Consider the following 24,532-nt stretch of genomic DNA (forward strand, 5'->3'; position numbering starts at 1 on the left):
AGGTACGGCTCGTCGATGCCGACCTCGGTACGAGGAGGTGGCCACCGCGGCACGGGACCACCCCGGGGGGCGAAGGCGCCGGGTCAGCGGCGCCGGTAGCGCTCCTCCACCGCCACGGCCGCCGCGGCGACGGCGCCCAGGACGGCGACGGCCAGCGGTGCGCTGAACCAGCCGGAGCAGACCACGACGGCCAGCCCGCCGACGAGGAGGAAGGAACCGGCGGGGTCGAGCACGGTGCGCCGGCCCGCCGACGCGAGCAGCGTCCGCCAGGAGGCGCCGGGGTGCCAGGCCGCCGCCGCGCGCAGCCCCGCGACGGCCGCGCCGATGAGGGCGAGGACGCCGAGGGCGCCGACCGCCGGACCGCCCGGCAGGCCGTCCCGTACGGCCCGTACGTCGATCCACACCACCGCGAGGGCGGCCCACCCGGCGACCCCGACGAGCCACCCGTGGCGTACCGCCGCCCGGAAGTCGGCGGCGAACTCCCGCCAGCCGCCCCGCTCGTGGGCCAGCCGGCGCCCGAGGTGCCGTGCACCGGCCGCGAAGGCGGCGGGGTAGGTGACCAGCCCCAGCGCCGCCACCGCGATCCACACGCCGGTGAGCAGGCACTCGGCGAAGAGGGCGAAGCCCTGGGCGAACCGGGACTCCCCCGGCTCCGGACGGGCCTTGGCACTCGCTTCGGTCATCGGAATCCCACCTCAGCCCTTCAGGCCGGACGTCGCCATGCCGTCGATCAGATAGCGCTGGAAGGCCAGGAAGAACGCGAGGACCGGCAGCAGGGCGACGAGCGACATGGCGATCATGCCGCCGTAGTTCGCCAGGCCCTCCTGGTCCACGAACATCTTCAGGCCGAGGGAGATCGTGTACTTGCCGGGCTCGTTGAGGTAGATCAGCGGGCCCATGAAGTCGTTCCAGGAGTTGATGAAGGTGAAGATCGCGCTGGTGATCAGTGCGGGGCGGCACAGCGGCAGCACGATCGACCAGTAGATCCGCAGGTGCCCGCAGCCGTCGAGGCGGGCGGCCTCGTCCAGTTCCCTGGGCAGGTTGCGCATGAACTGCACCATCAGGAAGACGAAGAACGCCTCGGTGGCCAGGTACTTCCCCAGCAGCAGCGGGGTGTACGTGTTGATCATGTCCAGGTTGCGGAAGAGCACGTACTGCGGGATCAGCAGCACGTGGTACGGCAGCAGCAGGGTGCCGATCATCAGCGTGAACAGCAGGTTGCGGCCGGCGAACCTGATCTTCGCGAAGGCGTAGGCCGTCAGCGAGCAGGACACCACGATGCCGATCACGGAACCTACGGCGAGGAAGAGCGAGTTGACGAAGAAGGTGGAGATCGAGATGTCCGCGATGCCGTCGGCGAGGCTCGTGTAGTTGTCCGTGATCGGGTCGCCCGGGAAGAGGTCCAGGCTGCCGACGATGTCGCCGCTCTCCTTGAAGGAGCCGCCGATCACCCAGAGCACCGGGTAGAGGATCACGGCGAGGATCGCCAGCGACCCGAGGTGCCAGGCGAGCGACCCGGGCAGCCGGCGCCGGAGCGCGGCCGCCCTGGTGGACCGGGGCGGTGGGGTGTCGGTGGCCGGTGTGACGTCGGTGGCCTGCGCGCTCATCGGCCGCCCTCCTCGTAGTGCACCCAGCGCTTCTGGGACCAGAACAGCACCGCGGTGACCAGGGCGACCGCGACCAGCAGCATCCACGCCATGGCGGAGGCCAGGCCCATGCGGCTGTTCTCGAAGCCCTGGACGTACAGGTAGCAGGTGTAGACCATCGTGCCGTCCGCTGGACCGCAGGCGTTGCCTCCGGCGCCGCCGCCGACGATGTAGGCCGAGCTGAAGATCTGGAAGGAGTGGATGGTCTCCAGCAGGACGTTGAAGAAGAGGACCGGGGAGATCATCGGCAGGGTGATGTTCCAGAACTGCCGCAGCTTCCCCGCGCCGTCCACGTCGGCCGCCTCGTACAGCTCGCGCGGGACCTGCTTCAGACCGGCCAGGAAGATCACCATCGGGGCGCCGAACTGCCAGACGGTGAGTGCCACGAGGCTGTAGATGATCAGTTCCGGGTCGCCGGTCCAGCCGCCGACGTCGATTCCGAAGAGCTGCTGGGTGCGGTCGACGACCGCGTCGTCCGAGAAGATCGCCTTCCACACGATGGCGACGGAGACGCTCGCGCCGATCAGGGAGGGCGCGTAGAAGGCGGCCCGGTAGAAGGCCTGTCCGCGCCGCTTCTGGGCCAGCAGCAGCGCGACTCCGAGCGCCGCGATCAGCTTGACCGGCGTGCCGACGACCACGTACCAGAGCGTGATCCTGACCGAGTGGCGCCAGCGCGGGTCGCCGAACATCTCGGAGAAGTTGTCCAGGCCGATCCACCTGGGGGCGTCGAACAGGTTGTAGTCGGTGAACGCGAAGTAGAGCGAGGCGGCCATCGGGCCGGCCGTCAGCAGCAGGAACCCGGCGATCCAGGGGGACATGAAGAGGTATCCGGCCAGGTTCTCCCGGCGGCCCCGCCGCTTCAGCCCGTCGGGGCGCGGGGACTTCACCGGGCCGTGCCGCGGCTCGGGGTCCGCCCGGCCCTCCAGCGCGGGGGCGTGTGTCACGGCGCTTCCCATCAGCCGGCGAGAGCCGTCTTCGACTCGGTGAAGAACTGCTCGACGGCCTCTTCGACGGACCGCGAGCCGAGCGCCATCTCCTCGGCGATGCGCAGGAACGCGGCCTCGCAGATGTCGGCGCCGTTGGGGTGCGGGGTGATCTGCTCCAGGACACCGGCCTCTACGAGCGACTCCTCGTAGGCGGCGATGGCCTTGTTGACCGGGTCGGTCGGCCGGTAGGCGTCGTACTGGGCCTGGGTGGTGGGGACACCGCGGTCGTAGCCCATGATCTTGGCGACCTCGGGGTCGTGGACCATGAAGTCGATGAACCGGGCGACCTCCTTGGGGTGCTCGGTGCGCTTGTAGCCGCTGAGCATCAGGGAGCCGAGGTACTGGCCGGTGCGCTTGCCGTCCGTGGTGGGGATCGGCGCGAGTCCGTACTCGCTCTTGCCCTCGGAGGTGTAGCGGACGGTGAAGTTGTCCCAGGTGAACTCGCTGCCGGCGAGTTCCGCGGAGAGGGCCGACTTGGGCTTGATCTGGGCGACCTTCTTGGCGTCGGCGAAGAGTCCGGACTTCACGCCCTTCTCCGCCTTGGTCCACCAGGTGGTCAGATCGGCCTCGGTGAAGCCGAGGCCGTCCTCGGTGAAGAAGGCCTTGCCGTTCTGGCGCAGGTACAGGTCGTAGAGGTACATGACGCCGTACATGCCGCTGTCCCCGGCGCGGCCGGTCCTGTCGCGGACCTTCGTCATCGCCTCGTCGAAGTCGTCCCACGTCCAGCCCTGTTCCGGCTTGACGCCGGCCCGGGTGTAGACGGGCTTGTCGATGACCAGGGCCATCGAGTTGGAACCGACGGGCACGCCGAGGAGTTTGCCGTCGATCTCGCCGAACTTCTCCAGGCCCGCGCGGAATCCGTCCATGGAGAGGTTTCCCGCCTCGACCTGTCCGCTCAGGTCGAGCAGGACATTCTTGGCGTCGTATTTGCGGAGGAATCCGATGGCATTCTGGAAGACGTCCGGTGGATTCCCCCCGGAGGCCTGGGTGTTGAACTTCTTCCAGAAGTCGGTGTACGGCTGGAAGTCGGTCTTGACCTTGATCTTCGGATACTTCTTCTCGAAGAGCGCGATGGTCTTGTTGATGCGCTCGGCCCGGTCCTCGGCACCCCACCAGGAGTAACGGATCGTCACCGTTCCGTCCCCGGAGCCGCTGCCGCCGCCGCACGCGGTGGCCGTGGCCCCGAGTCCGGCGACGGCCAGCGAGGCCCCCGCCGCTTTGAGGATCGTGCGCCTTCCGGCCTGCCGCTCCGCATTCCCGCCCTGCTGCATACGAGCCTCCCCGCGACGTCGCTTTCGCCACATGAATCGTTTCAAGTAAGCGCTTGCTGGCACAAGGTACGGAGGGCCCAGGGGTGCGTCAATGATTCGGACAGGAATTGATGGACGGGGGTCGCGGCCGCCCCGGCGCACCGCTCCGGAAACGCCGTCCGGCCCCCCGGAGAACCCACAGGTCGGCGCGGCGCGACCGACCGGCCGAACAGCCGCGCGGCCCCGGAGGGCCGCTGCGCCGAAGGTCACGGTTGGGTGAAGGCGGGTCTAAGCGGAATGCCCTGACACCCGGACGCGGCGCACACGAAGGCGGCCCGGCTCACGATCGTGAGCCGGGCCGCCTGATGATCCGGTGGGCGATACTGGGTTCGAACCAGTGACCTCTTCGGTGTGAACGAAGCGCTCTCCCACTGAGCTAATCGCCCGGACGCAGGAAGAACATTACCCCATGTCAGAGCCGCCGGTGACCAGCGGGGGCCGCATCGGCGCACCCCCGCGGGCGGCCGGCCGCACCCCCGCGGACGATCACTGGTCCTTGATGTTCCAGGGCATCTCGAGGCCGAACTTCCACAGGTAGGTCCCGGCCAGCGCGGCGATGATCACCACGCCGATCGAGGTCAGGATGATGTTCCGGCGCCGCACCTTCGGGTCGAGGGCACGCTGCGCCGCCTCGGTGACCTTGCGCTTGGTCCAGCGCAGCACCAGCTGGGCCCAGACGAACTCGGTCGCCCAGATCGCCATGCCGCCGAAGATCACGACCCAGCCCGGTCCGGGCAGCACCAGCATGGCGACACCGGCCACCACCACCGCGAGGCCGACGATGAAGACGCCGACCTGCCAGCTCAGGTGCAGCGCACGGCGCGCCTTGACGAATTCCGGTGCCCGCGAACCGAGCGCCCGCTCGGCCGTGGCCTCGTCCGTCCCCGTACGGTCTGCCGCCACGGCTGCCTCGCCGGGCTTGTTACTCCCCGTGTTCATACGGCCAAACACTACCGGAGCGAAACCTGTCACCGGAATGGGCGTACGACTCGAACGATCCGTCGGCCGGAAGAGTTACGTAAACACACGCAAAACACTCAGAGGGGTTTACAACGGCACCGTAGGTGGCATGTCGATTTCGCCGACGTGCGAATCCCCGAGCGCACACTGAGCGAAAGGCCCTGGCGCTTATGAACACCACGGTCAGCTGCGAGCTGCACCTGCGCCTCGTTGTGTCGAGCGAGTCCTCCCTGCCTGTCCCCGCAGGCCTGCGGTACGACACGGCCGACCCCTACGCCGTGCACGCCACCTTCCACACCGGAGCCGAGGAGACCGTCGAGTGGGTGTTCGCCCGCGACCTCCTCGCCGAAGGTCTCCACCGTCCCACCGGGACCGGCGACGTCCGTGTCTGGCCGTCCCGCAGTCACGGCCAGGGCGTCGTGTGCATCGCTCTCAGCTCCCCGGAGGGCGAGGCACTGCTCGAGGCCCCGGCGCGGGCCCTGGAGTCCTTCCTGAAGCGCACAGACGCCGCCGTGCCCCCCGGCACGGAACACCGGCACTTCGATCTCGATCAGGAGCTCTCGCACATCCTGGCGGAAAGCTAGGGCGGGGCCCCGCGTGAAGCCGCCCGTCGCCGTCGACTCGGGGTGACGGCACGGGCCCGGACAACCGCATACGGCACACACCGGCGTCGTCGCCGCGGATCTCCCGCGGGGGCGGCGCCGCTGCGTGCGCGGGCCGGGGAACGAAGGCGGGCCGGGCGCCGTTGTAGGGGCAACCGACGACCGGGGCCGGCTCGCGGCCGGTTCGCCCGCCGCGCGAGCCACTACCATCGGCCAGCATCGGCGGGCGCCCGCCCGACCCCCAGGCCAGGGAGCGAAACGTGCTGATCACCCACGACACCCGGTGCGCGCTCGACACCGTGGTCGATCTGGTGAACACGGTGCCGGAGGACGAATCGGCTCCGGACGGGCTGCCGGACCTCGCGGCCCTCCAGGAATTCGTGGGAACGCACGAGATCAGCGACGTCGGGGTGCTCACCGACCTCGATCTCTCAGCGGTGCGGCGGATCCGCGCGCGGTTCGCCGCGGTCTTCGCCGCTCCGGACGCCCGGACCGCCGCGGGACTGATCAACGACCTCGTCGCGGCCGCGGGCACCACGCCCCGGCTGACCGACCACGACGGCTACGACTGGCACATCCACTATTTCGCGCCCGGTGCCTCCGTCGCGGACCACCTGACCGCGGACTGCGGGATGGCCCTGGCGTTCTTCGTGGTGGCCGGGGAGCAGGAGCGGCTGCGGCGGTGCGAGGCCCCCGACTGCCGGCGCGCCTTCGTCGACCTCTCCCGGAACCGCTCACGGCGGTACTGCGACAGCCGCACCTGCGGAAACCGCTTGCACGTGGCCGCCTACCGGGCCAGGCGCAAGGAGGCGGCGGGCTGACGCCGCCCTTCGGGGCCGGTACGGCCGCGGACTCGGGGACGGCGACGCGGCCCCCGGCGGGTGGCGCCGGGGAGCGCGGGTACGGCTCACAGCAACAGCAGATCGTGCAACGAAGCCATGAGCAGCAGACACCCGATCACCGCTAGGAAGATCATGAGCGGTGGCTGGGAAAGGGCGAAGAGGCAGCCGCGTGGTTCGTCCTGCACCCGCGCGGTTTCGCTCTGTCTCGTGTCCAGCTGGGAATCCAGCTGAGTGGTGTCCGGCATCTCGCCGCGATGATGACGCAGCGGGTGGGGTCCACGCGATCAACACGCCCGTTATGACCGGGTGTTGGTTGAATGTCGCAATGTCCGGTCGGATCGTGATCATTCCGGAGCACGGGCTGACGGGCTCGGACCGCTGCGTCGTTTCAGCCCCGGAGTCCGGCCGTGATGTCCTTCCCGTGCCTCATATCCCGTGCTTCTTGAGGATGGCCTCGATGTCACTGAAGTCGTCGTCGCCGCCCCGGGAGGCCTTAGCCGGGCGGGACGCGGGCCGGCCGGCCGACTGGGGGGAGCCGGAGCCCGAACCCAGGGAGGGGGCGGAGGCCCCCGGAGCCACCGCGTCGCGCTGTGCCGCGGCCCGGGCCTCCTTGCGCTCCTTGCGGGTGCCGCCGCGACGGCGCTCCACCGCGCGTGTGGTCATGAAGAGCACCCAGGCCACGCCCAGCACTCCGAAGCCGGCCCAGGCCACCGGGCTGAAGGCCGTGTCGGCCAGCCACTCGACGACCCCGGTCATCACCAGGCCGATCGGGACCAGCGAGTAGGCGGCGATACGGGCAGCGGTGAGGAATCGCCTGCGGTACGCGGTGACCGCCGCGATGCCCAGGCCTGCCGCGGACACCGCGGAGCAGACGGTCTCGGCAATCATCCGGTCCTCCAGGGCTGGGCCCGGTCGGGCATGAGTACTTCGTCCCTTCCATCCTGCACCGTCCGCCCGCCGCGAGGCCATGCCGGGGGACCGAGATCAGGGAGATCTCGGGGTCGGCTCCTCCGCAGGTGCCGGCGGGACCGGTACGACAGGTGCCGGCGGGCCCGGTACGACGCCGGTTGGGGTGGCGTGCCGCGGGCTGGGAGGATGGGGGCATGAGCGACTCCTCCCCCGCCCGTCCCGCCGCGCCCGTCCTCGACGTCTGGTGCGAGCTCCAGTGCCCGGACTGCCACACCGCCCTGGACGACGTCCGTGCCCTGCGGGCCCGCTACGGCGACCGCCTGGAGGTGCGGCTGCGGCACTTCCCGCTGGAGAAGCACAAGCACGCCTTCGCCGCCGCGCAGGCCGCCGAGGAGGCCGCCGCGCAGGGCCGCGGGTGGCCGTACGCGGAAGCGGTCCTGGACCGGGTCGCGGAGCTGGACCGTAGGGGAGAACCCTTCCTGGTCGAGGTCGCCCGGGAACTGGGACTGGACGCCGAGGAGTTCGACACGGCGCTCATCGACGGCCGGCACATCCTGATCGTCGACGCCGACCAGGCCGAGGGCAAGGCGATCGGCGTGACCGGCACCCCCACCTACGTGATCGGCGGCGAGCGCCTCGACGGCGGCAAGAGCCAGGAAGGGCTGCGCGAGCGCATCGAGGAGATCGCGGACCGGCTGCTGGCCCAGCCGCGGGACTGAGTGCCGGTGACCGCGGCGGCGGGGGCGCGGCAGAGGCCGGAACCGGAACCTCCACCGGCTCGCCGTCCGCCGTCACAGCAGCGGCGCGCCGTCACAGCAGCGGCTTGCAGTAGCTGTACCGCGTGGTCTCGTAGCCGAGCGACTCGTAGAGCCGCTCGGCGGCGGTGTTCCCCGCGAAGACGTTGAGGCCGATCAGGGGGCGGCCGGCGGTGACCGCCTGGGTCTCCGCCAGCAGCATCAGGGTGCGGCCGTGTCCCCGGCCACGGTGCGGGGCGTCGGCCTCGACGTCGAAGACGAAGGCCCGGTCCTCGCGCAGCGCCAGCCACAGGGTCCCGACCCGATGGCCCTCGTGCTCCAACACGCTGAACAGCATGTTGTCGGTGGCCGCCCCCTGGGGCAGCAGCACTTCGTGATCGCGGCGGGCCTTCGCGTGCGCGTCGGCCTCGGGCACGCCCCGCTCCATCCAGGTGCGGGCGTAGCGCTCCGACTCGTACGCGTGCCAGGCGGCGAAGTCCTCCGGTGTCATGGGCCGCGCCCGGCTGCCCGCGGGCAGGGCGGGCGGGGTGTCGCCGAGCGGCTTGGCCATGGCGCGGTTGCGCACCGCGTAGCCGAGCGCCTGCGCGAGCCGCGGGCCCGCCTCGGCGTCGCCGTCGACGCCCGCCTCGATCTGCCGGCAGCCCCAGGAGCGCGCCACCTCCTCCGCGGCGAGCGCGGCCACCGTGCCCCGGCCGCGTCGGCGGTCCGGTTCGTCGACGCGCAGCTTGTGGATCACGGCCACCGAGTCGCCGAGGGTGGGCGAGGTGCCGAGGTGCAGCACACCGACGGGACGGCTGTTCACACACACCTGGTAGTGGCGCGAACGGGTTCCGTCGGCGGCGCGCTGGAGCGGCTCGGTCGGCCGCAGGGTCGTGGTCATCACGGCAGTTCTACCCACCGTGGACGAGAACGGCAGCCGAATATCGGCGGCTTCGGGGATGCGGATCCCTGACCGCGGTCGCGGATCGGATGCGGATGCGGTCGCCGGTCCGGGTCACGGATCGGGATCAGGGATCGGGGTCACGCATCCAGGTCACGGATCCAGGTCGTCCCCGGACCGCTCCTCGAAGATCCGCATGGCCTTTGCCGTCACCGGTCCCGGGGCGCCGGGCAGTTCGCGGTCGTCGATCCGGTGTACGGCCTGGACGTCCCGCAGCGTCGAGGTCAGGAAGACCTCGTCGACGCGCTCCAGGACGTCCAGCGGGAGGTCGGTCTCGCGGGCGCCGGTCCACTCGGCGGCCAGGGCGCGGGTGATCCCGGCGAGGCAGCCGGAGGCGACCGGCGGGGTGTGGATCTCGCCGTCGAGGACGACGAAGACGTTCGAACCGGTGCCCTCGCAGAGCCGGCCCACCGTGTTGCCGAACAGCGCCTCGGAGGCGCCTCGTTCGCGGGCGCGGGCCAGGGCGACGACGTTCTCGGCGTAGGAGGTGGTCTTCAGGCCGGTGAGCGCGCCGCGTTCGTTGCGGGTCCAGGGCACCGTGATCACGGCGGTGGAGTCGGGGCGGCGGCCGGTCTCGCCGAGGGCGACGACGAGGGTCGGACCGTGCTCGCCGCGGTCGGAGCCGAGCGGGCCGTGGCCGCCGGTGTAGGTGATGCGCAGCCGGCCCAGCGGCATCGGGTTGGCCTCCAGCACGGCGGCGCAGGCGCGGCGGACCTCGTCGAGGTCGGGGGCGGGCAGGCCGAGGCCGCGGGCCGAGCGGGTCAGCCGGTCCAGGTGCCGGGTCAGCGCGAACGGCCTGCCGTCCACCGCCTTCACGGTCTCGAAGATGCCGTCGCCCACGGTCAGCCCGTGGTCGAGGACGGAGACGCGGGCGGAACCGATGTCCTGCAACCCGCCGTCGAGCCAGATCTTCACGTCGCCAGCGCCTCTCCCGTCGCGTTCACCTCGTACGCCCCCGACGCTACCGCGAGCAGCCGGGAGGCCTTCAGTTCGGTCTCCCGCCACTCGCCCGCCGGGTCGGAGCCCCAGGTGATGCCGGCGCCGGTGCCGAAGCGCAGCCGCGCGTCTCCGTCGGCGGCCCGGTCGATCCAGAAGGTGCGGATGCCGACGGCCAGCTCTCCCGTGCCCCGGTCGGCGTCGACCCAGCCGACGCCCCCGCAGTACGGGCCGCGGGGCGCGGTCTCCAGCGCGTCGATGATCCGCAGGGCGCTGGACTTGGGCGCGCCGGTGACGGACCCGGGCGGGAACGCGGCGTCGAGCAGCTCCGGCCAGCCGGTGTCCGCGGGCAGCTCGCCGCGCACCGTGGAGACCAGGTGGACGAGGCCCGGGTGCTTCTCGACGGCGCACAGGTCGGGCACCGTGACCGTGCCGGTGGCGCAGACGCGCCCCAGGTCGTTGCGGACCAGGTCCACGATCATGACGTTCTCGGCGTAGTCCTTCTCCAGCAGGTCGGCCTCGGTCCGCCCGGTCCCCTTGATCGGCCCGGACTCGACGGTGCGGCCGTCCCGGCGCAGGAACAGCTCGGGCGAGGCGGTGGCGATCTCGACGCCGTGTTCCGGCAGCCGGATCGTCCCGGCGTACGGTGCCGGGTTGCCGCGGGCCAGCAGGGCGGTGAGGGCGTCCACGTCGGCGCCGGCGCCGACGGGCGCCGAGAGCACCCGGCAGAGGTTGGCCTGGTAGACCTCGCCCGCGGCTATGTGGGCGCGGATGCGCCGTACGCCCGCCGTGTACGCGGCGCGGTCGAGCGACGACGTCCAGTCGCCGAGGGCGGGGCCCCGCCACTCCCCCGGCGTGGGAGCGGGCTCCGGCTCGGTCCGTACCTCCGCGAAGCGTGCGCAGGTCAGGCGGCCTTCGAAGTCCGCGCAGACGGCCCAGAACCCCTCGGATTCGAGGGCGGCGGGATCACTCGTGACGTCGAGGAGACCGGTGGCGAGACGGTCGCCGAAGCGGGCGAGGGGAGGGAGGTCGAGCACACTGTCGAGTCTAGGCGGGTGGCTCCCGGATGACCCGAACGTGTCCTTCCGGGTGCCCTGACCAGGTCCGTGACCGGACGCACCGCAGCACGCTGCACAAACGCGTTTTTGTGCTGGCTGCGGAATCCGCTAGAGTTCATCACGTCGCCGGGCCGCGCAAGCGGACCGAACCGACAGGCGGACGTAGCTCAGTTGGTAGAGCGCAACCTTGCCAAGGTTGAGGTCGCGAGTTCGAGCCTCGTCGTCCGCTCGCAGGAACAGGAGACCTCCCGGGTCTCCTACACTCCTGGTGGAGTGGCCGAGAGGCGAGGCAACGGCCTGCAAAGCCGTCTACACGGGTTCAAATCCCGTCTCCACCTCCAAGGACGATTAGCTCAGCGGGAGAGCGCTTCCCTGACACGGAAGAGGTCACTGGTTCAATCCCAGTATCGTCCACTGATCCGTAAGGATCTCCGGTCCGCAAGGATCCCCGCGCGATTAGCTCAGCGGGAGAGCGCTTCCCTGACACGGAAGAGGTCACTGGTTCAATCCCAGTATCGCGCACGCAGTACCGCACCTGGTGTTTCCCGGACGATTAGCTCAGCGGGAGAGCGCTTCCCTGACACGGAAGAGGTCACTGGTTCAATCCCAGTATCGTCCACACAGAACGAAGCCCCCGGCCGCCTCTCGCGGCCGGGGGCTTCGTCGTGGGCGGCTCAGCTCGAGAAGAGCATGCGGCCGAAGCTCTTCTGACGGTGGTGCCCGTAGTGGCCGTGACCGCCGCCGTGCGGGGCACCCCAGGCCGGCGCCTGGGCCGCCGGGTACGCCTGCGGCGCGGCGGGCGGGGGCGGCGGAGCGGGCTGGGACCACTGGGCCTCCAGGCGGGTCAGCGACTCCAGCTCGCCGTAGTCGAGGAAGATGCCGCGGCAACCGCTGCACTGCTCGATCTGAACGCCGTTGCGGTTGTAGGTGTGCATCGGTGCGTGGCACTTGGGGCACTGCATGCTCGGCTCAACTCCTCGCCGGTCGGTCCTGCTTCGCGTATCGCCAGGACAGACTCCGTCCCGCCCCGGGTCGGTTGCACCCTACTTCGCGGAACTTCGGCTCAACCCCTTGGGTCGGCGGGCCGGACGGACGCCATGCGCGCGCACGCGTCGACGAGGGAACGCTCCACCTCGTCCAGCGCCCGGCCGTCCAGGGCCGCCTTGGAGACGGCCCGGGCGGCGCTCTGCGCGGTGAGGGCTCGGGCCGGGACGTCCAGGGCGGGCCACGGGTCGCCCTCGGCGGGGACGGCCGGGCCGCCGGCGGCGCGGTAGGCGGTCAGGAAGCGGCGCCATTCCTCGGGCGGGAGCAGCCCGCAGGCGTACCAGGCCGCGGGGCGGGCCAGGTCCCAGGCCGGGACGCCGGTGCCGAGGTCGTCGACGTCGATCAGCAGCCAGGGTCCGTCGGGGGCGGGGTGGCGTATGAGCTGGCCGAGGTGGAGGTCGCCGTGGCAGAGGGCGGCCGGGCCCGGCATGGCGGCCTCGCCGCGCGCCCAGGCGGGGAGTGCCGCCCAGGCCGCCAGCACGGGCGCGGTGGCGGGGTGGCCGGGGGCGGTGTCGCGGAGGCGTGCCGTGGCCAGGGCCGCCTTCGCGGGGCCGCGCATGGGCGGCAGGGCGGCGGGGGCCGGCGTGCGGTGGAGGCGGGCGAGGAGGGTCGCCGCGGCTTCCCACGGGGCGGCGTCCGGATCCTCGGGATCCACGGGTGTGCCGTAGGGCCAGTAGGTGACGAGCCGCCCGTGCAGGTCGACGGGGGCCGGGGCGAGCGGGGGCAGCAGCACGCCGGGGAGCCGGGCGGCCGCGGCGACCCGGAGGGACAGCTCGGCGGGGTCGGCGTCCGCGGCGTGGGCCTTGGCGACGGTGTCCGCGTGCCGGACGACGGTGGCGTCGGGGCGGTCGGCGAGGGTGGCCGCGCCGCAGGGGCAGGCCGGGGTGCGGGCGTGGGCCGTTTCCCTGACGCGGGCCGCGAGGGCGGGGAGGAGATCGTGGGCGTCCGTGGTCACGAGGGTGAGGGTACGCAGGCGCGATGTGCCGCCGTGCTCCCCGGCCCGGCGCTGTCCCGGGAGGGAAAAGCAATGCCGGCGCAGCTCCCCAGCTGCGCCGGCATTTTGCCGTCCGCCGCACCCCCGTCCCCACGGGGTTTCATGGATGGATGTCCCCGCCCGGACCGCTCTTCCGGGCCTGGGGTCGCCGCTCAGCGCCCCAGCACCACACCCACGGACGACGCCTGTGTGGCCACTGTCTCCCACCCGTCGAAGACGAGGAGGAGCAGGACCGCCAGGGGCAGGGCCATGAGCGTCGCCACCGCGGGGTGGCGACGGCCCTGACGGCGGTTTTCCCGTGTGCGGACCAGCGTCCGCGGAACCGTCTGGGCCATGGTCCCTCTCCTGACCGTTCGTTGAGTCGTTCGTTGTCTCGTTGCAGCGGCGGGTGTCTGACCTCGGGGGACGAGTGCTGCACCCGCCGCTTGACCTCAAATCTATGCGTCGGGCGATCGCCCGACGTCATGCCCTCGTACCGATTGCCGGGCCTCCCGGAGGATGAGCCGTGACCGGCCTACTACTCCCCTGGGTGGAGACCGCCTCCCCGGTCTCGGGGTCTTCCCGGACGGGGTGCCCACCGTGTCCCGGTATCTCCGGGCTGTCCGGTGACTTCCCTCACTCCGGCCGCCTCCCCGCGCACCCCCGCCCCCGCCCCGGGGCGCGTCCCGCCCGCCGTCACGCCGCACGTGCGCGAGCGCTCCCCGCCGCCCCCGCCCGTCCCCGGCCGGTCCCCCTCGCCCGCACCAATCACCGGGCTGCCGGGGCCGGTTGGGATCACGGGCGGAGCACGGCCGGCCGGTCCGCGCGGGTGCTGACCGCCGCTCAACTCTCGCGCCGGGCACTGACAATCCGTTGTCGCGAGAGGGCGCGGCCTCTGCGCGCGGGCGGCCGTGGAAACGTAAGCTGTGGCACGTCACAGGGACCGGGCAGCGGGGATGAACATGGCGATGATGCGCCTGAGGCGCGAGGACCCGCGCGTCGTCGGCTCGTTCAGGCTTCACAGGCGGCTCGGCGCGGGTGGAATGGGCGTGGTCTACCTGGGCTCCGACAAGAAGGGGCAGCGGGTCGCGCTGAAGGTCATCCGGCCGGACCTGGCGGAGGACCAGGAGTTCCGGTCGCGGTTCGCCCGTGAGGTGTCGGCGGCCCGGCGCATCCGGGGCGGCTGCACCGCCCGGCTGGTCGCCGCGGACCTGGAGGCGGACCGTCCCTGGTTCGCCACGCAGTACGTGCCCGGCCCGTCCCTGCACGACAAGGTCGTCGACGGGGGCCCGCTCGTCGCGGCCGACGTCGCGGCCGTGGGCGCCGCGCTGTCCGAGGGCCTGGTCGCCGTGCACGAGGCCGGGGTGGTGCACCGGGACCTGAAGCCGTCCAACATCCTGCTGTCCCCGAAGGGGCCGCGGATCATCGACTTCGGCATCGCCTGGGCCACCGGTGCCTCCACCCTCACGCACGTCGGCACCGCGGTCGGCTCCCCCGGGTTCCTCGCGCCGGAGCAGGTGCGCGGGGCCGCGGTCACCCCGGCCACGGACGTGTTCTCGCTCGGTGCCACGCTGGCGTACGCGTCGATGGGCGACTCGCCCTTCGGGCACGGCAGTTCCGAGGTGATGCTGTACCGCGTGGTGCACGAGGAGGCCCAGCTGCACGGGGTCCCGGACGCGCTCGCCCCGCTGGTGCGGGCGTGCCTGGCCAAGGACCCCGAGGAACGCCCCAGCACCCTGCAACTGTCGCTGCGGCTCAAGGAGATCGCCGCCCGTGAGGCCCAGGGCATGGCCGACGTCCGGCCGCCCGCGCCGCGCAGTGGTGAGGCGGACGTGCCCACGGGGCGGCTCGCCGACACCTATCCGGAGCGTGCCCAGCGGCGTCCGCAGGGCCGGCCGGGCCCGCAGGGCACTCCCGCGCCGCGCGGCACGTCGGGGTCGCGGGGATCCGCGCCCCGGGGTTCCGTCCCGTCGCGGGGCGGCGCACCCTCCCGTGGCGGAACGCCCTCGCGCGGTGGCGGTCCGTCCCGCGGTGGCACGCCGTCGCGCGGTGGCGGTACGGGGGCGCGGTCCGGGTCCCGGCCCACGCCGTCCTCCCGCGACACGACCGGCCGGAACTCCTCGCGCACCGACGGCGGCCGGCCCGCCCCGCGCAGCGGATCCGGCCGTACGGCGCCCAGGACGACGGGGACCGGCTGGCGGCGGCCCGCCAATCCGCGGCTGCTGCGGCAGCGTCTGTTCGTGTTCGTGGTCGTGACGCTGCTGGTCGCGCTGGGTATCGCCGCCGCACAGGGCTGCCAGGGGCCCGCCCGCGGGCTCGGCGACGAACGGGGCGGCGGCGCGCGGGCGACGCAGCAGGAACGGGTGGCCCCGCCGGGCGGCCTCCCGGAGTCGCGGTCCCCCGGGCGCTGAGGGCCGGGGCCGGACAGGCCCTCAAACCGTGGGGCGTCCCGCGGTTACCGCGTAGAAGGCGACCGCGGCCGCCGCGCCCACGTTCAGGGAGTCGACGCCGTGGGACATCGGGATGCGCACCCACGTGTCGGACGCCGCCAGCGCCCGCCGGGTCAGGCCACTGCCCTCGGCGCCCAGCATGAGGGCCACCCGGTCCATGCGGTGCGGGGCGACCGCGTCCAGGGGCTCGGCCCGTTCGTCGGGGGTGAGGGCGAGGAGCGTGAAGCCCGCCTCGCCGACCGTCGCCAGACCGGCCGGCCAGGTGTCGAGGCGGGCGTACGGCACGGAGAAGACCGCGCCCATCGAGACCTTGACGCTGCGCCGGTACAGGGGGTCCGCGCAGTCCGGGGAGAGCAGGACCGCGTCCATGCCGAGCGCGGCGGCGGAGCGGAAGATCGCCCCGATGTTGGTGTGGTCGTTGACCGACTCCATGACGACGACCCGGCGGGCGGTCGTCAGGAGGCCGGCGGCCGTGTCCAGCGGCTTGCGCTGCATCGAGGCGAGCGCGCCGCGGTGCACGTGGTAGCCGGTGACCCGCTCGGCGAGCGCCGGGTCGACGACGTACACCGGGGCGGGCGCGGCGTCGATGATGTCGCGCATGGTGTCGACCCACTTGGCGGACAGCAGCATCGAGCGCATCGCGTAGCCCGCCTCGCCGGCCCGCCGGATGACCTTCTCGCCCTCGGCGATGAACAGGCCCTCGGCGGGTTCGCGGCGGCGGCGCAGCTCGACGTCGGTGAGGCCGGTGTAGTCGTGCAGGCGCGGGTCGTCGGGGTCGTCGATGGTGATGAGGTCGGCCACGTCAGGCCGTCCCGTGCGGACCGACGGCGACGACCTCGCCGACGACGATGACGGCGGGCGGCCTGACCTCCTCGGCGACGGCCACCTCGGCGACGGTCGCGAGGGTCGCGTCCACTCGGCGCTGGGCCGCCGTGGTGCCCTCCTGGACGAGGGCGACCGGGGTGTCCGGGGACTTGCCGTGCGCGATCAGGGTCCCGGCGATCTTGCCGATCTTGTCGACGCCCATGAGGATCACGAGCGTGCCGGTCAGCTTGGCGAGGGACGGCCAGTCGACCAGGGAGCGCTCGTCGTCGGGGGCGACGTGCCCGCTGACCACGGTGAACTCGTGGGCGACGCCCCGGTGGGTGACCGGGATCCCGGCCGCGCCGGGCACCGAGATCGTGCTGGAGATGCCGGGGACGACGGTGCACGCGATGCCCGCCTCGGCCAGCGCCTGCGCCTCCTCCATGCCCCGGCCGAAGACGAACGGGTCGCCGCCCTTCAGCCGTACGACCGCCTTGCCCTGCTTGGCGTGCTCGATCAGCGCGTTGTTGATGGCCTCCTGGGCCATGAAGCGCCCGTACGGGATCTTGGCCGCGTCGATGATCTCGACGTGCGGCGGCAGCTCGGCGAGCAGGTCGCGGGGGCCGAGCCGGTCGGCGATGACGACGTCGGCCTCGGCGAGCAGGCGGCGGCCGCGGACGGTGATCAGGTCCGGGTCGCCGGGACCGCCGCCGACCAGGGCCACACCGGGGGTGCGGGTGCGCCGGTGCGGGGCGACCAGGGTCCCGTCGCGCAGGCCCTCCACCACCGCGTCGCGGATGGCGGCCGTGTGGCGGGGGTCGCGGTGCCGCGCGTCGGTGGTGAGCACGGCGACGGTGACGCCCTCGCTGCGTCCGGTCGCCGGGGTCCAGGCCGTGGCCCGGTCGGCGTCGTCGGAGCGGACGCACCACACGCGGTGCCGCCCGCCCTCGGCGGAGGCGGCGTCGTTGGCCGCGGTGTCGCTGGTGGCGATCAGGGCGTACCAGGCGTCGGCCAGGTCCCCCTCCGCGTACGGGCGCCGCTCCCAGGTGATCTCGCCCGCGTCCGCCATCGCCTCGACGGACGGAGTCGCCTCCGGGGAGACGAGGCGGATGTCGGCACCGGCCGCGACGAGGGCGGGCAGGCGGCGCTGGGCGACCTGTCCGCCGCCGAGGACGACCACGCGACGGCCGGCGAGACGGAGGCCTACGGGGTAGGCGGGGTGTTCGGCCATGAGGGGACGGCTCCTCTTGCGGCGGTGGCGCTGACGTGCGGATTTTACGGCGGGACGGCTGGTGGGGCGCGGGTGGTCCGGTGGTTGGACCTCGGTGCCGGGTGCGGCTTGTGGGTACAACCACCGGTCCCGCCGGCTCGCCGGCCGCTACTTCTCGGTTACCCCCGCCGAGTCGAACGTCGCGACCTCGTGCATGGCCCGCGCGGTGCTCTGCACCATCGGGAGCGCGAGCAGGGCTCCGGTGCCCTCGCCGAGGCGGAGGTCCAGGTCGACCAGCGGACGCAGGCCCAGCTTGTTGAGCGCGGCCACGTGGCCGGGCTCGGCGCTGCGGTGGCCCGCGATGCAGGCCGCCAGGACCTCGGGGGCGATCGCGCGGGCCACCAGGGCGGCGGCACCGGCGCTGACGCCGTCCAGGATCACCGGGGTGCGCAGCGAGGCGCCGCCGAGCAGCAGGCCGACCATGGCCGCGTGCTCGAAGCCGCCGATCGCCGCGAGCACGCCGACCGGGTCGGCCGGGTCCGGCTGGTGGAGTTCGAGGGCACGGCGGACGACCTCGGTCTTGCGGGCCAGCGTCTCGTCGTTGATGCCGGTGCCGCGGCCGGTGACCTCGGCCGGGTCGGCGCCCGTGAACACGGAGATGAGCGCGGCGGACGCGGTGGTGTTCGCGATGCCCATCTCGCCGGTGAGCAGCGCCTTGTTGCCGGCCGCCACCAGGTCGCGGGCGGTCTCGATGCCGACCTCGATGGCCTGCTTGGCCTCCTCGCGGGTCATCGCCGCGCCGGTGGTCATGTCGGAGGTACCCGCGCGCACCTTGCGGGGCAGCAGGCCCGGCGTGGCGGGCAGGTCGGTGGCGACCCCGACGTCCACGACGCACACCTCGGCGCCGACCTGGGTGGCGAAGGCGTTGCAGACCGCACCCCCGCCCAGGAAGTTGGCCACCATCTGGGCGGTGACCTCCTGCGGCCAGGGGGTGACGCCCTGGGCGTGCACACCGTGGTCACCGGCGAAGACCGCGACGGCCGCGGGCTCCGGGATGGGCGGCGGGCACTGCCAGGACAGCCCGGCAAGCTGGGCGGAGATGATCTCCAGCATGCCGAGCGCCCCGGCCGGCTTGGTCATGCGCTTCTGCCGCTCCCACGCCTCGCCGAGCGCCTTGGCGTCCAGCGGGCGGATCTGCGCGACGGTCTCGGCGAGCAGGTCGTGCGGCGCCTCGCCGGGCAGGGCCCTACGGCCGTACGTCTCCTCGTGCACCACCCAGGACAGCGGGCGGCGCTTGGACCAGCCCGCCTGCATCAGCTCGGGCTCGTCCGGGAACTCGTCGACGTATCCGACGCACAGGTAGGCGACGACGTCCAGGTGCTCGGGCAGGCCGAGGGCGCGGACCATCTCGCGCTCGTCGAAGAAGCTGACCCAGCCGACGCCGAGGCCCTCGGCGCGGGCGGCGAGCCAGAGGTTCTCGACGGCGAGCGCGGAGGAATACGGCGCCATCTGCGGCTGCGTGTGCCGGCCGAGGGTGTGGCGGCCGCCGCGGGTCGGGTCGGCGGTGACGACGATGTTGACCGGGGTGTCGAGGATGGCCTCGATCTTCAGTTCCTTGAACTGCTTGGCCCGGCCCTTGGGCAGCGACTTGGCGTACGCGTCGCGCTGCCGCGTCGCCAGTTCGTGCATGGCCCGGCGGGTGTCGGCGGAGCGGATGACGACGAAGTCCCAGGGCTGCGAGTGACCGACGGAGGGCGCGGTGTGGGCGGCCTCCAGGACTCGGAGCAGTACCTCGTGCGGGATGGGGTCGCTGCGGAAGCCGTTGCGGATGTCGCGGCGCTCGCGCATGACCTTGAGTACGGCCGCGCGCTCGGCGTCGTCGTAGGCGGGGGCCGCCGGGCCGGCGGGCTGCGGGGCTTCCTGCGGGCCTTCCTGCGGGGCGAGGGTCTCCTGGGACGCGGGCTCCGCGGCGGGCGCTTCCGCCGCCTCCGCCGCCTCGGCGGTCTCCGCGTTCTCCTCGGTCGCTTCGGCGGTGTGGTCGTCCTCGTCGGCGCCCCGGGTGTCCAGGTCCTCGACGCTCTGGGCGAGTTGAGGGTCGGCCTCGCGCGGCGCCGGTACCGCGACGGCGGCCTCCTCGGCCACCGGGGCCGCGGCGACGGGCTCCGGTTCGGGAGCCGCCTCCGGCGGGACCAGGACTGCCTCGGGCGGGGTGGGCGCGAGGTGCGGGGTCGTGGGCACCTGCCCGCCGTCGACGGGCAGGAACTGCCCCACGGGCTGGGCGGGGTGCGGCTCTTGGACGACAGGGGCGGCCGGTACGGGCGTGGGCTCCTGCGTGCCGGGCGCGGACGCGTCCGCCGCTACGGGCTCGGCGGCGCCGTCGGCCACGGCCACGGCCTCTTCCTGCTCCTGCTCCTGCTCCTGCTCCTGCTCCTGCTGCATGTTGGCGTCCATGAGGGACTGGGGTCCCTGGGCGGGCTGTGCCTGCGTCGGCGTCGGCTGCACGGCCTCGACCTGGACCGCAGCGGGCTGCTCCGGCGCCGGGGACGGCTCGGCTTCGGGCTCGGCTGCGGGCTCGGGTTCAGGTTCGGCGGCCACGGGCACGGTCGCTTCGGGCGCGGACGCCTCGGGGGCCGACGCCTCGGGGGCCGATACCTCGGGCTCCGCGGAGGACGGTGCTTCCTGCGGTGCGGGCGCGGACGCCTCGGGGGCGGCGTCGGCCGGCCGGGGTTCGCCGAGTCCCTGCGGTGCTTCCGCGGGTACCTCTGCGGGTACTTCCGCCGGTGCTTCTTCCGGAGCCGACTGCTCGGGGGCCTCCTGGGCCTCGGGAACCGCGGGCGCCTCCTCGGGCCCGGCGTTGCCCTCGGCCGTCGCCTGGACGGGCTCGGTCACGGGGGGCACGGGGGACGCAGGGGTCACGGGCTCCGCGGGGACCGCCTCGGGAACCGGTACGGCCTGCTCCGCGGGCTCGACCGACTGCCCCGCGTCGGTGTGCGCCGCCTCCGGTGCGGGCGCCTCCTGCGGTTCGCCGGGCTCCCCGGCGTTCGCGGGCGTCGCGCCGGTCGCCGCGACGGCCTCCGTGGCCACGCGGGTCACGAGCGCCTGGGCCGCGCCCACCGGCTCCGCCGCCTGCTGCTCCGGTACCGGAACAACCGTTTCCGCATGCCCCGCCCCGGCGTTCACCGGGACCTCCTGGGCCTGCGGCGCCGTCTGCGCTCCCCAGGGCGCCGCCGCCTGCGGGGTCGCCACCGCGGCCTGCGGGACGTCGAGGTACTCGGGGCCCGCGGTGGGCGGTCCGGGATGCCGTACCGGCGCGTCGGCGGGGCCGCGGTCGGCGAGGGAGCGGACCGGGCTGGCGGAGGTGTCCGGGATCGGCGGACCGAGGTGAAGGGGTCTGCGCGCCGGGACCGGGGCGGACGCGGGGTCCTGCGCCGGGTCGGGCAGCCGGACGCCGCGGAGGTCGACCGAGCCGCTGTCCCGGCCGGACATCTCGTGCGGTCCGGGCTGGTGCACGGTCTCGACGACCGGCTCCGGCGCCGGCGGCGCGACCTCGTTGCCCCAGGCACTCTGGGCTCCCGGCAGCAACAACAGGTCCTCGTCCTCGGCGGTGGCCTCGGAGAGGTAGGTGTACGCGCCGGGTGCGGGGACGCCCGGCTGCTCCACCATGCCTGCGTTCTCCGGCAGCCCCTCGCCCGGGATCTGGCCGGTGTCGGTCATGCGTAACCCCTCGCCCATCGGTTAGTGCTTCTACGACCAGCTCACCCGGGGCGGCGCACCGTCCGCCCGTAGTGAAGAACGAGCGGGCGTGCCCAGCGGCACGAACGACCCGCGGGAAAAGACGACAAAGCCATTGAGTGCCATTGTCGCGGTCGTCCCCCCGCCACGACAGCTTGATCCGCGACGGCCCGCTGTGGACTGCGCCACGTTGCGCGTCCTCCGGTTCTGCCGTACCACACCCGTCCCCGGAGGTGCGGGTTTTTACGGACATCGGCTGACGAACTGCCGGGTGTCCGCATGCGGTACAACAATCCGCCAGCTTACCCCGCGCGGTATGAACAACCGATCACGGGGCGCGGTCCTCGTCGGTCCTCAGCGGGGTGATTCGCGCCGCACGATCTCTCCGCTGAGCAGGAACGCGACGCTCCGCTCCGTCTCCGTCCAGGCCCGGGTGTCGAGTCCGACGGACTGCAGCAGGGCGCACTCGACGCGGTACCCGTGCTCCGTCAGGTCCCTGCCCACGAGTTCGGCCGCGTCGCGGGTCGCGGCGTGCGCGACGATGCGCTGCGGGCGGCGGTCGGCGACCGCGGAGACCACGGCCGCTCCCCCGCCGCCGACCCGCACGACGTCCGGTTCGGGGAGGTCCTCCAGGACGTGGGGGGCGTTGCCGTGCACGGTCTGGAGCTGGACGCCGAAGTGCCGTGCGGTGGCCTCGGTGCGGGCGCAGGCGTCGGGGTCCCGGTCGACCGCGATGACGGCGGCGCCGGCGCGGGCGGCCTCGGTGGCGAAGGCGCCGCTGCCGCAGCCGATGTCCCACACGAGGTCGCCGAGGCGGGGCCCGAGCCGGGCGAGTTGGGCGGTGCGCAGCAGGTCGGTCTCGCCCTCGCCCAGTTCACCGCCGTACGCCGCGGCGGGCAGTGACCAGCCGCGCGGTCCGGTGGCGGGGTCGCGGCCGGTGATCCAGCCGGTGCCGTCGCCTGCGGTGGCCGGACCGGCGTTGCCGCCGGCCACGATGACGACGTTCGGGTCGCGCCAGGTGTGGTCGGCGGCCTTGTCGGAGGTGACGACGGTGACGCGTTCGCGGGTGGTGCCGAGTTCCTCGCAGATGACGAAGGTGCGGTGGACGCCCTCCATCAGCAGACCGAGCTCGGCCGGTCCGGCGCCCGGTGAGGTGAGGACCGCGACCTTGGTGTGGGCGCGGCACACGTTCACCGCGCGTCGCAGGGTGCGGGGGTGGGCGACGACCACCTGGGCGTCGTCCCAGGGCATCCCGGCGCGGGCGAAGGCGGCGGCCACGGAGGAGACGGCGGGGACGACCTCCACCTCCAGGCCGAATTCGGGGGCCCGCAGGGTGCGTACGACGCCGAAGAAGCCGGGGTCGCCGTCGGCCAGCACGACCGTCGTGCCGCGGTGCGCGGCGAGACGGCGGGCGGCGAGGGCGACGCTGCCGAGGCGGATGCGTTCGGCGGCGGGCGGTACCTCGGGAAGTGCCAGGTGGTGGGCGGCACCGGCCACCAGGGTGGCGGCGCCCAGTGCGGAGCGTGCCGCGGCGGTCAGCGGCGAACCGTCCCAGCCGATCACCGTGACCCGGTCGGCCATCGTCGTCAGTCTCCAGGGTTCTCGCAGGTCGTGGGCGCAGGTCGTGGTCGTGGTCGTAGTCGTGGAAGCGTCGCGGGCGCGCCCCGTGCGGGGTATCCGGTGCGGCCTGGTCCGGGGCGGTGGCGCGGTCGCCCCTCGTGTATCAGTTCCAGTCGGTGAAGGTGGTGAAACCGTCGGGGCCGGTCAGCTGTCCGGTGGTGCCCTCGAGGTCCTCGGGCAGCAGGCTCCACACGATGAAGTCGGTGCGTACGTCCGTCCAGACGCCGTCGTCGGTGCGTACGCGCGCTATGCAGGCGCCGCGCAGGACTCCTTCGCTGATGCAGCCGATCTTCTGGGCGACCTGCTGGGAGGCGGTGTTGTCGGCCGCGGTGCGCAGCTCGACGCGTTCGAACTTCTGGTCGCCGAAGAGCCACTGGGCGGTGGCGAGCGCGGCCTCGGACGCGTACCCCTCACCCCGGGCCCAGGGGGCGACTATGTAGGAGAGTTCGGTGGAGCGTACGTGCCAGTTGGTCTTGGTCAGCTGGATGACGCCGACCAGTCGCTGAGTGAGGAACTCGGTGACGGCGAGGTCGAGGCCCCGGCCCGCGGCGCGCTCGGCGGGGGCGTACTCGCCGATCCAGGTGGCGGCGTTGTCCTCGGTGAAGGGCTGGGGGACGTGGGTCCAGGCGGCGACCTGCTCGTCGTTCATCATGGCGGCCAGTGCGGGGACGTCGTCCTCGTCGAGGGGGCGCAGCACCAACCGCTCCGTGCTGATGGAGATGTTGGGGAAGGTGCTCGTCATGCGCCGCTCCGTAACCTGTGTAGCCGTCAGGGCCTGCTCGAACTGCCCAGCATGCAGCATGAAAGCACTCAACCACACCACCGGGTCCGCCCCGTGTGCACGGAGCGGACCCGGTGGGTGGCGCGGCGTCCGGCCCGCGGGGCGGGCCGGAGGGAACCTCGGTCCGAGGCTCAGAAGGAGGGCAGGACCGCGCCGGCGTACTTGTCCTCGATGAACTTCTTCACCTCGGGCGAGTTGAGGAGCTTCGCGAGCTTCTTGACGCGCGGGTCGTCCTCGTTGCCCTCCTTGACGGCGAGGAGGTTGCTGTTCGGGTTGCCCTTGGCGCTCTCCAGGACGAGGGCGTCCTGGGCGGGCTTCAGGTCGGCCTCGATGGCGTAGTTGCCGTTGACGACCGCCGCGTCCACGTCGTCGAGGGAGCGCGGGGTCTGGGCCGCCTCCAGCTCCTTGAACTCCAGCTTCTTCGGGTTCTCGGTGATGTCCGAGGGGGTCGCCGCGGTGCCGACGCCGTCCTTGAGGGTGATGATCCCGTTGGCGGCGAGCAGCTGCAGCGCGCGGCCCTCGTTGACGGTGTCGTTGGGGACGGCGACGGTCGCACCGCTCTTCAGGTCGTCGGCCTTCTTCACCTTGTGGGAGTAGAGGCCCAGGGGCTCCAGGTGCACGTCGACGACGGACACGATGTGGGTGCCGTTCTTCTTGTTGAACTCGTCGAGGTAGGGCTGGGTCTGGAAGTAGTTGGCCCCCACGGAGCCGTCCTCCGTCGCCGTGTTCGGCGTGACGTAGTCGGTGAACTCCTTGACCTCGAGGTCGAGGCCCGCGTCCTTCGCCAGGTTGTCCTTGACGTAGTCGAGAATCTCGGCGTGCGGGGTGGGGCTCGCGGCGACGACCAGCGGGCCGGAGACGTCGGTGGCGGACTCCTTGTCCGAGCCGCAGGCGGTCAGCCCGAGGGTGAGGGCTCCGGCGGCGAGGACGGCGGTGGTGAACTTGGCGGTGTTACGCACGAAAAGTGCCTTTCC

At 72.8% G+C, this 24,532-nt stretch carries 23 protein-coding genes and 6 tRNA genes; 9 read left to right on the plus strand and 20 right to left on the minus strand.

Annotated features, from left to right (window positions below):
• Positions 1 to 83: 83 nt before the first annotated feature.
• From ACH4D3_RS22790 to ACH4D3_RS22815, 6 genes are all read right to left on the minus strand, one after another.
• The gene (locus ACH4D3_RS22790) at positions 84 to 683 is read right to left on the minus strand and encodes a hypothetical protein (protein ID WP_398324721.1); all 600 of its coding nucleotides are present in this window, start codon (positions 681 to 683) and stop codon (positions 84 to 86) included.
• A 12-nt stretch (positions 684 to 695) separates the two neighbouring features.
• Entirely contained in the window at positions 696 to 1,607 is a 912-nt protein-coding gene (locus ACH4D3_RS22795) for a carbohydrate ABC transporter permease (RefSeq protein WP_398324724.1), read from the minus strand.
• Positions 1,604 to 2,602 (minus strand): carbohydrate ABC transporter permease, encoded by a 999-nt coding sequence (locus tag ACH4D3_RS22800; RefSeq protein WP_398324727.1) that lies wholly within the window; start codon positions 2,600 to 2,602, stop codon positions 1,604 to 1,606. The genes ACH4D3_RS22795 and ACH4D3_RS22800 overlap by 4 nt, the downstream gene beginning before the upstream one ends.
• Positions 2,602 to 3,903 (minus strand): ABC transporter substrate-binding protein, encoded by a 1,302-nt coding sequence (locus ACH4D3_RS22805; protein WP_398324730.1) that lies wholly within the window; start codon positions 3,901 to 3,903, stop codon positions 2,602 to 2,604. Before ACH4D3_RS22805 ends, ACH4D3_RS22800 begins: the two co-directional genes overlap by 1 nt.
• A gap of 353 nt (positions 3,904 to 4,256) precedes the next feature.
• A tRNA-Val gene (locus tag ACH4D3_RS22810) sits at positions 4,257 to 4,328 on the minus strand.
• A 100-nt stretch (positions 4,329 to 4,428) separates the two neighbouring features.
• Entirely contained in the window at positions 4,429 to 4,881 is a 453-nt protein-coding gene (locus ACH4D3_RS22815) for a TIGR02611 family protein (RefSeq protein ID WP_398324732.1), read from the minus strand.
• Between the two features lie 191 nt (positions 4,882 to 5,072).
• Between ACH4D3_RS22815 and ACH4D3_RS22820 the strand changes: the two genes are divergently transcribed.
• Together ACH4D3_RS22820 and ACH4D3_RS22825 are read left to right on the plus strand one after the other, a co-directional pair.
• The gene (locus ACH4D3_RS22820; RefSeq protein WP_004002642.1) at positions 5,073 to 5,486 is read left to right on the plus strand and encodes an SsgA family sporulation/cell division regulator; all 414 of its coding nucleotides are present in this window, start codon (positions 5,073 to 5,075) and stop codon (positions 5,484 to 5,486) included.
• 278 nt (positions 5,487 to 5,764) lie between these two features.
• Entirely contained in the window at positions 5,765 to 6,325 is a 561-nt protein-coding gene (locus ACH4D3_RS22825; protein WP_398324735.1) for a CGNR zinc finger domain-containing protein, read from the plus strand.
• Between the two features lie 86 nt (positions 6,326 to 6,411).
• Here the strand turns inward: ACH4D3_RS22825 and ACH4D3_RS22830 are convergent, their stop codons facing one another.
• Both ACH4D3_RS22830 and ACH4D3_RS22835 read right to left on the minus strand, forming a co-directional pair.
• On the minus strand, positions 6,412 to 6,591 hold the full coding sequence (locus ACH4D3_RS22830) for a hypothetical protein (RefSeq protein ID WP_003977283.1): 180 nt from the start codon (positions 6,589 to 6,591) through the stop codon (positions 6,412 to 6,414).
• A 181-nt stretch (positions 6,592 to 6,772) separates the two neighbouring features.
• Positions 6,773 to 7,234, minus strand: coding sequence for a hypothetical protein (locus ACH4D3_RS22835; RefSeq protein ID WP_398324738.1), 462 nt, complete (start codon positions 7,232 to 7,234; stop codon positions 6,773 to 6,775).
• Between the two features lie 215 nt (positions 7,235 to 7,449).
• On the opposite strand from ACH4D3_RS22835, the gene ACH4D3_RS22840 reads away from it, so the two are divergent.
• Positions 7,450 to 7,974, plus strand: coding sequence for a DsbA family protein (locus ACH4D3_RS22840; RefSeq protein ID WP_398324741.1), 525 nt, complete (start codon positions 7,450 to 7,452; stop codon positions 7,972 to 7,974).
• A gap of 91 nt (positions 7,975 to 8,065) precedes the next feature.
• Here ACH4D3_RS22840 and ACH4D3_RS22845 read toward each other — a convergent pair whose 3' ends face one another.
• The 3 genes from ACH4D3_RS22845 to ACH4D3_RS22855 all read right to left on the minus strand — a co-directional run bounded on the left by ACH4D3_RS22845 (position 8,066) and on the right by ACH4D3_RS22855 (position 10,923).
• Entirely contained in the window at positions 8,066 to 8,890 is an 825-nt protein-coding gene (locus ACH4D3_RS22845) for a GNAT family N-acetyltransferase (RefSeq protein ID WP_398324744.1), read from the minus strand.
• A 153-nt stretch (positions 8,891 to 9,043) separates the two neighbouring features.
• Positions 9,044 to 9,865: an aminotransferase class IV gene (locus ACH4D3_RS22850; protein ID WP_398324747.1), complete on the minus strand. Its 822-nt coding sequence runs from the start codon at positions 9,863 to 9,865 to the stop codon at positions 9,044 to 9,046.
• Entirely contained in the window at positions 9,862 to 10,923 is a 1,062-nt protein-coding gene (locus ACH4D3_RS22855; protein WP_398324750.1) for a chorismate-binding protein, read from the minus strand. Before ACH4D3_RS22855 ends, ACH4D3_RS22850 begins: the two co-directional genes overlap by 4 nt.
• Positions 10,924 to 11,100: 177 nt before the next feature.
• Here ACH4D3_RS22855 and ACH4D3_RS22860 point away from each other — a divergent pair.
• From ACH4D3_RS22860 to ACH4D3_RS22880, 5 genes are all read left to right on the plus strand, one after another.
• Positions 11,101 to 11,173, plus strand: a tRNA-Gly gene (locus ACH4D3_RS22860).
• A 38-nt stretch (positions 11,174 to 11,211) separates the two neighbouring features.
• Positions 11,212 to 11,285 (plus strand) — tRNA-Cys (locus ACH4D3_RS22865).
• A 1-nt stretch (position 11,286) separates the two neighbouring features.
• Positions 11,287 to 11,358: transfer RNA gene (locus ACH4D3_RS22870), tRNA-Val, on the plus strand.
• A 36-nt stretch (positions 11,359 to 11,394) separates the two neighbouring features.
• Positions 11,395 to 11,466, plus strand: a tRNA-Val gene (locus ACH4D3_RS22875).
• A 25-nt stretch (positions 11,467 to 11,491) separates the two neighbouring features.
• Positions 11,492 to 11,563 (plus strand) — tRNA-Val (locus ACH4D3_RS22880).
• 55 nt (positions 11,564 to 11,618) lie between these two features.
• Here ACH4D3_RS22880 and ACH4D3_RS22885 read toward each other — a convergent pair.
• From ACH4D3_RS22885 to ACH4D3_RS22895, 3 genes are all read right to left on the minus strand, one after another.
• Positions 11,619 to 11,906 carry a zf-TFIIB domain-containing protein gene (locus ACH4D3_RS22885; RefSeq protein WP_007447626.1) on the minus strand — a complete coding sequence of 96 codons (288 nt, stop codon included), beginning with the start codon at positions 11,904 to 11,906 and terminating at the stop codon, positions 11,619 to 11,621.
• Between the two features lie 101 nt (positions 11,907 to 12,007).
• Positions 12,008 to 12,943, minus strand: a complete 936-nt coding sequence (locus tag ACH4D3_RS22890) for a phosphotransferase (RefSeq protein ID WP_398324753.1) — start codon at positions 12,941 to 12,943, stop codon at positions 12,008 to 12,010.
• Between the two features lie 191 nt (positions 12,944 to 13,134).
• Positions 13,135 to 13,317: a membrane protein gene (locus ACH4D3_RS22895; protein WP_003977275.1), complete on the minus strand. Its 183-nt coding sequence runs from the start codon at positions 13,315 to 13,317 to the stop codon at positions 13,135 to 13,137.
• Positions 13,318 to 13,917: 600 nt separating this feature from the next.
• Between ACH4D3_RS22895 and ACH4D3_RS22900 the strand changes: the two genes are divergently transcribed.
• Positions 13,918 to 15,372 carry a protein kinase gene (locus tag ACH4D3_RS22900; protein WP_398325312.1) on the plus strand — a complete coding sequence of 485 codons (1,455 nt, stop codon included), beginning with the start codon at positions 13,918 to 13,920 and terminating at the stop codon, positions 15,370 to 15,372.
• A gap of 21 nt (positions 15,373 to 15,393) precedes the next feature.
• Here ACH4D3_RS22900 and ACH4D3_RS22905 read toward each other — a convergent pair whose 3' ends face one another.
• From ACH4D3_RS22905 to ACH4D3_RS22930, 6 genes are all read right to left on the minus strand, one after another.
• Positions 15,394 to 16,212: a TrmH family RNA methyltransferase gene (locus tag ACH4D3_RS22905; protein ID WP_398324756.1), complete on the minus strand. Its 819-nt coding sequence runs from the start codon at positions 16,210 to 16,212 to the stop codon at positions 15,394 to 15,396.
• A gap of 1 nt (position 16,213) precedes the next feature.
• A complete protein-coding gene (gene cobA / locus ACH4D3_RS22910; protein WP_398324759.1) occupies positions 16,214 to 17,446 on the minus strand; it encodes a uroporphyrinogen-III C-methyltransferase in 1,233 nt (410 codons plus the stop codon).
• A 147-nt stretch (positions 17,447 to 17,593) separates the two neighbouring features.
• Positions 17,594 to 21,139: a nicotinate-nucleotide--dimethylbenzimidazole phosphoribosyltransferase gene (cobT, locus tag ACH4D3_RS22915; protein WP_398324762.1), complete on the minus strand. Its 3,546-nt coding sequence runs from the start codon at positions 21,137 to 21,139 to the stop codon at positions 17,594 to 17,596.
• Positions 21,140 to 21,511: 372 nt separating this feature from the next.
• Complete coding sequence (gene cbiE / locus ACH4D3_RS22920; RefSeq protein ID WP_398324765.1) at positions 21,512 to 22,738, minus strand: precorrin-6y C5,15-methyltransferase (decarboxylating) subunit CbiE; 1,227 nt, start codon at positions 22,736 to 22,738, stop codon at positions 21,512 to 21,514.
• A 142-nt stretch (positions 22,739 to 22,880) separates the two neighbouring features.
• Positions 22,881 to 23,519: a GNAT family N-acetyltransferase gene (locus ACH4D3_RS22925; protein ID WP_398324768.1), complete on the minus strand. Its 639-nt coding sequence runs from the start codon at positions 23,517 to 23,519 to the stop codon at positions 22,881 to 22,883.
• A 170-nt stretch (positions 23,520 to 23,689) separates the two neighbouring features.
• A complete protein-coding gene (locus ACH4D3_RS22930; RefSeq protein WP_398324771.1) occupies positions 23,690 to 24,517 on the minus strand; it encodes a MetQ/NlpA family ABC transporter substrate-binding protein in 828 nt (275 codons plus the stop codon).
• Positions 24,518 to 24,532 lie beyond the last annotated feature (15 nt).

Origin of the sequence: Streptomyces sp. NPDC018026 (genome assembly GCF_044327745.1) — a bacterium.
In the GTDB taxonomy this organism is placed as follows: Bacteria; Actinomycetota; Actinomycetes; order Streptomycetales; family Streptomycetaceae; genus Streptomyces; species Streptomyces rubrogriseus.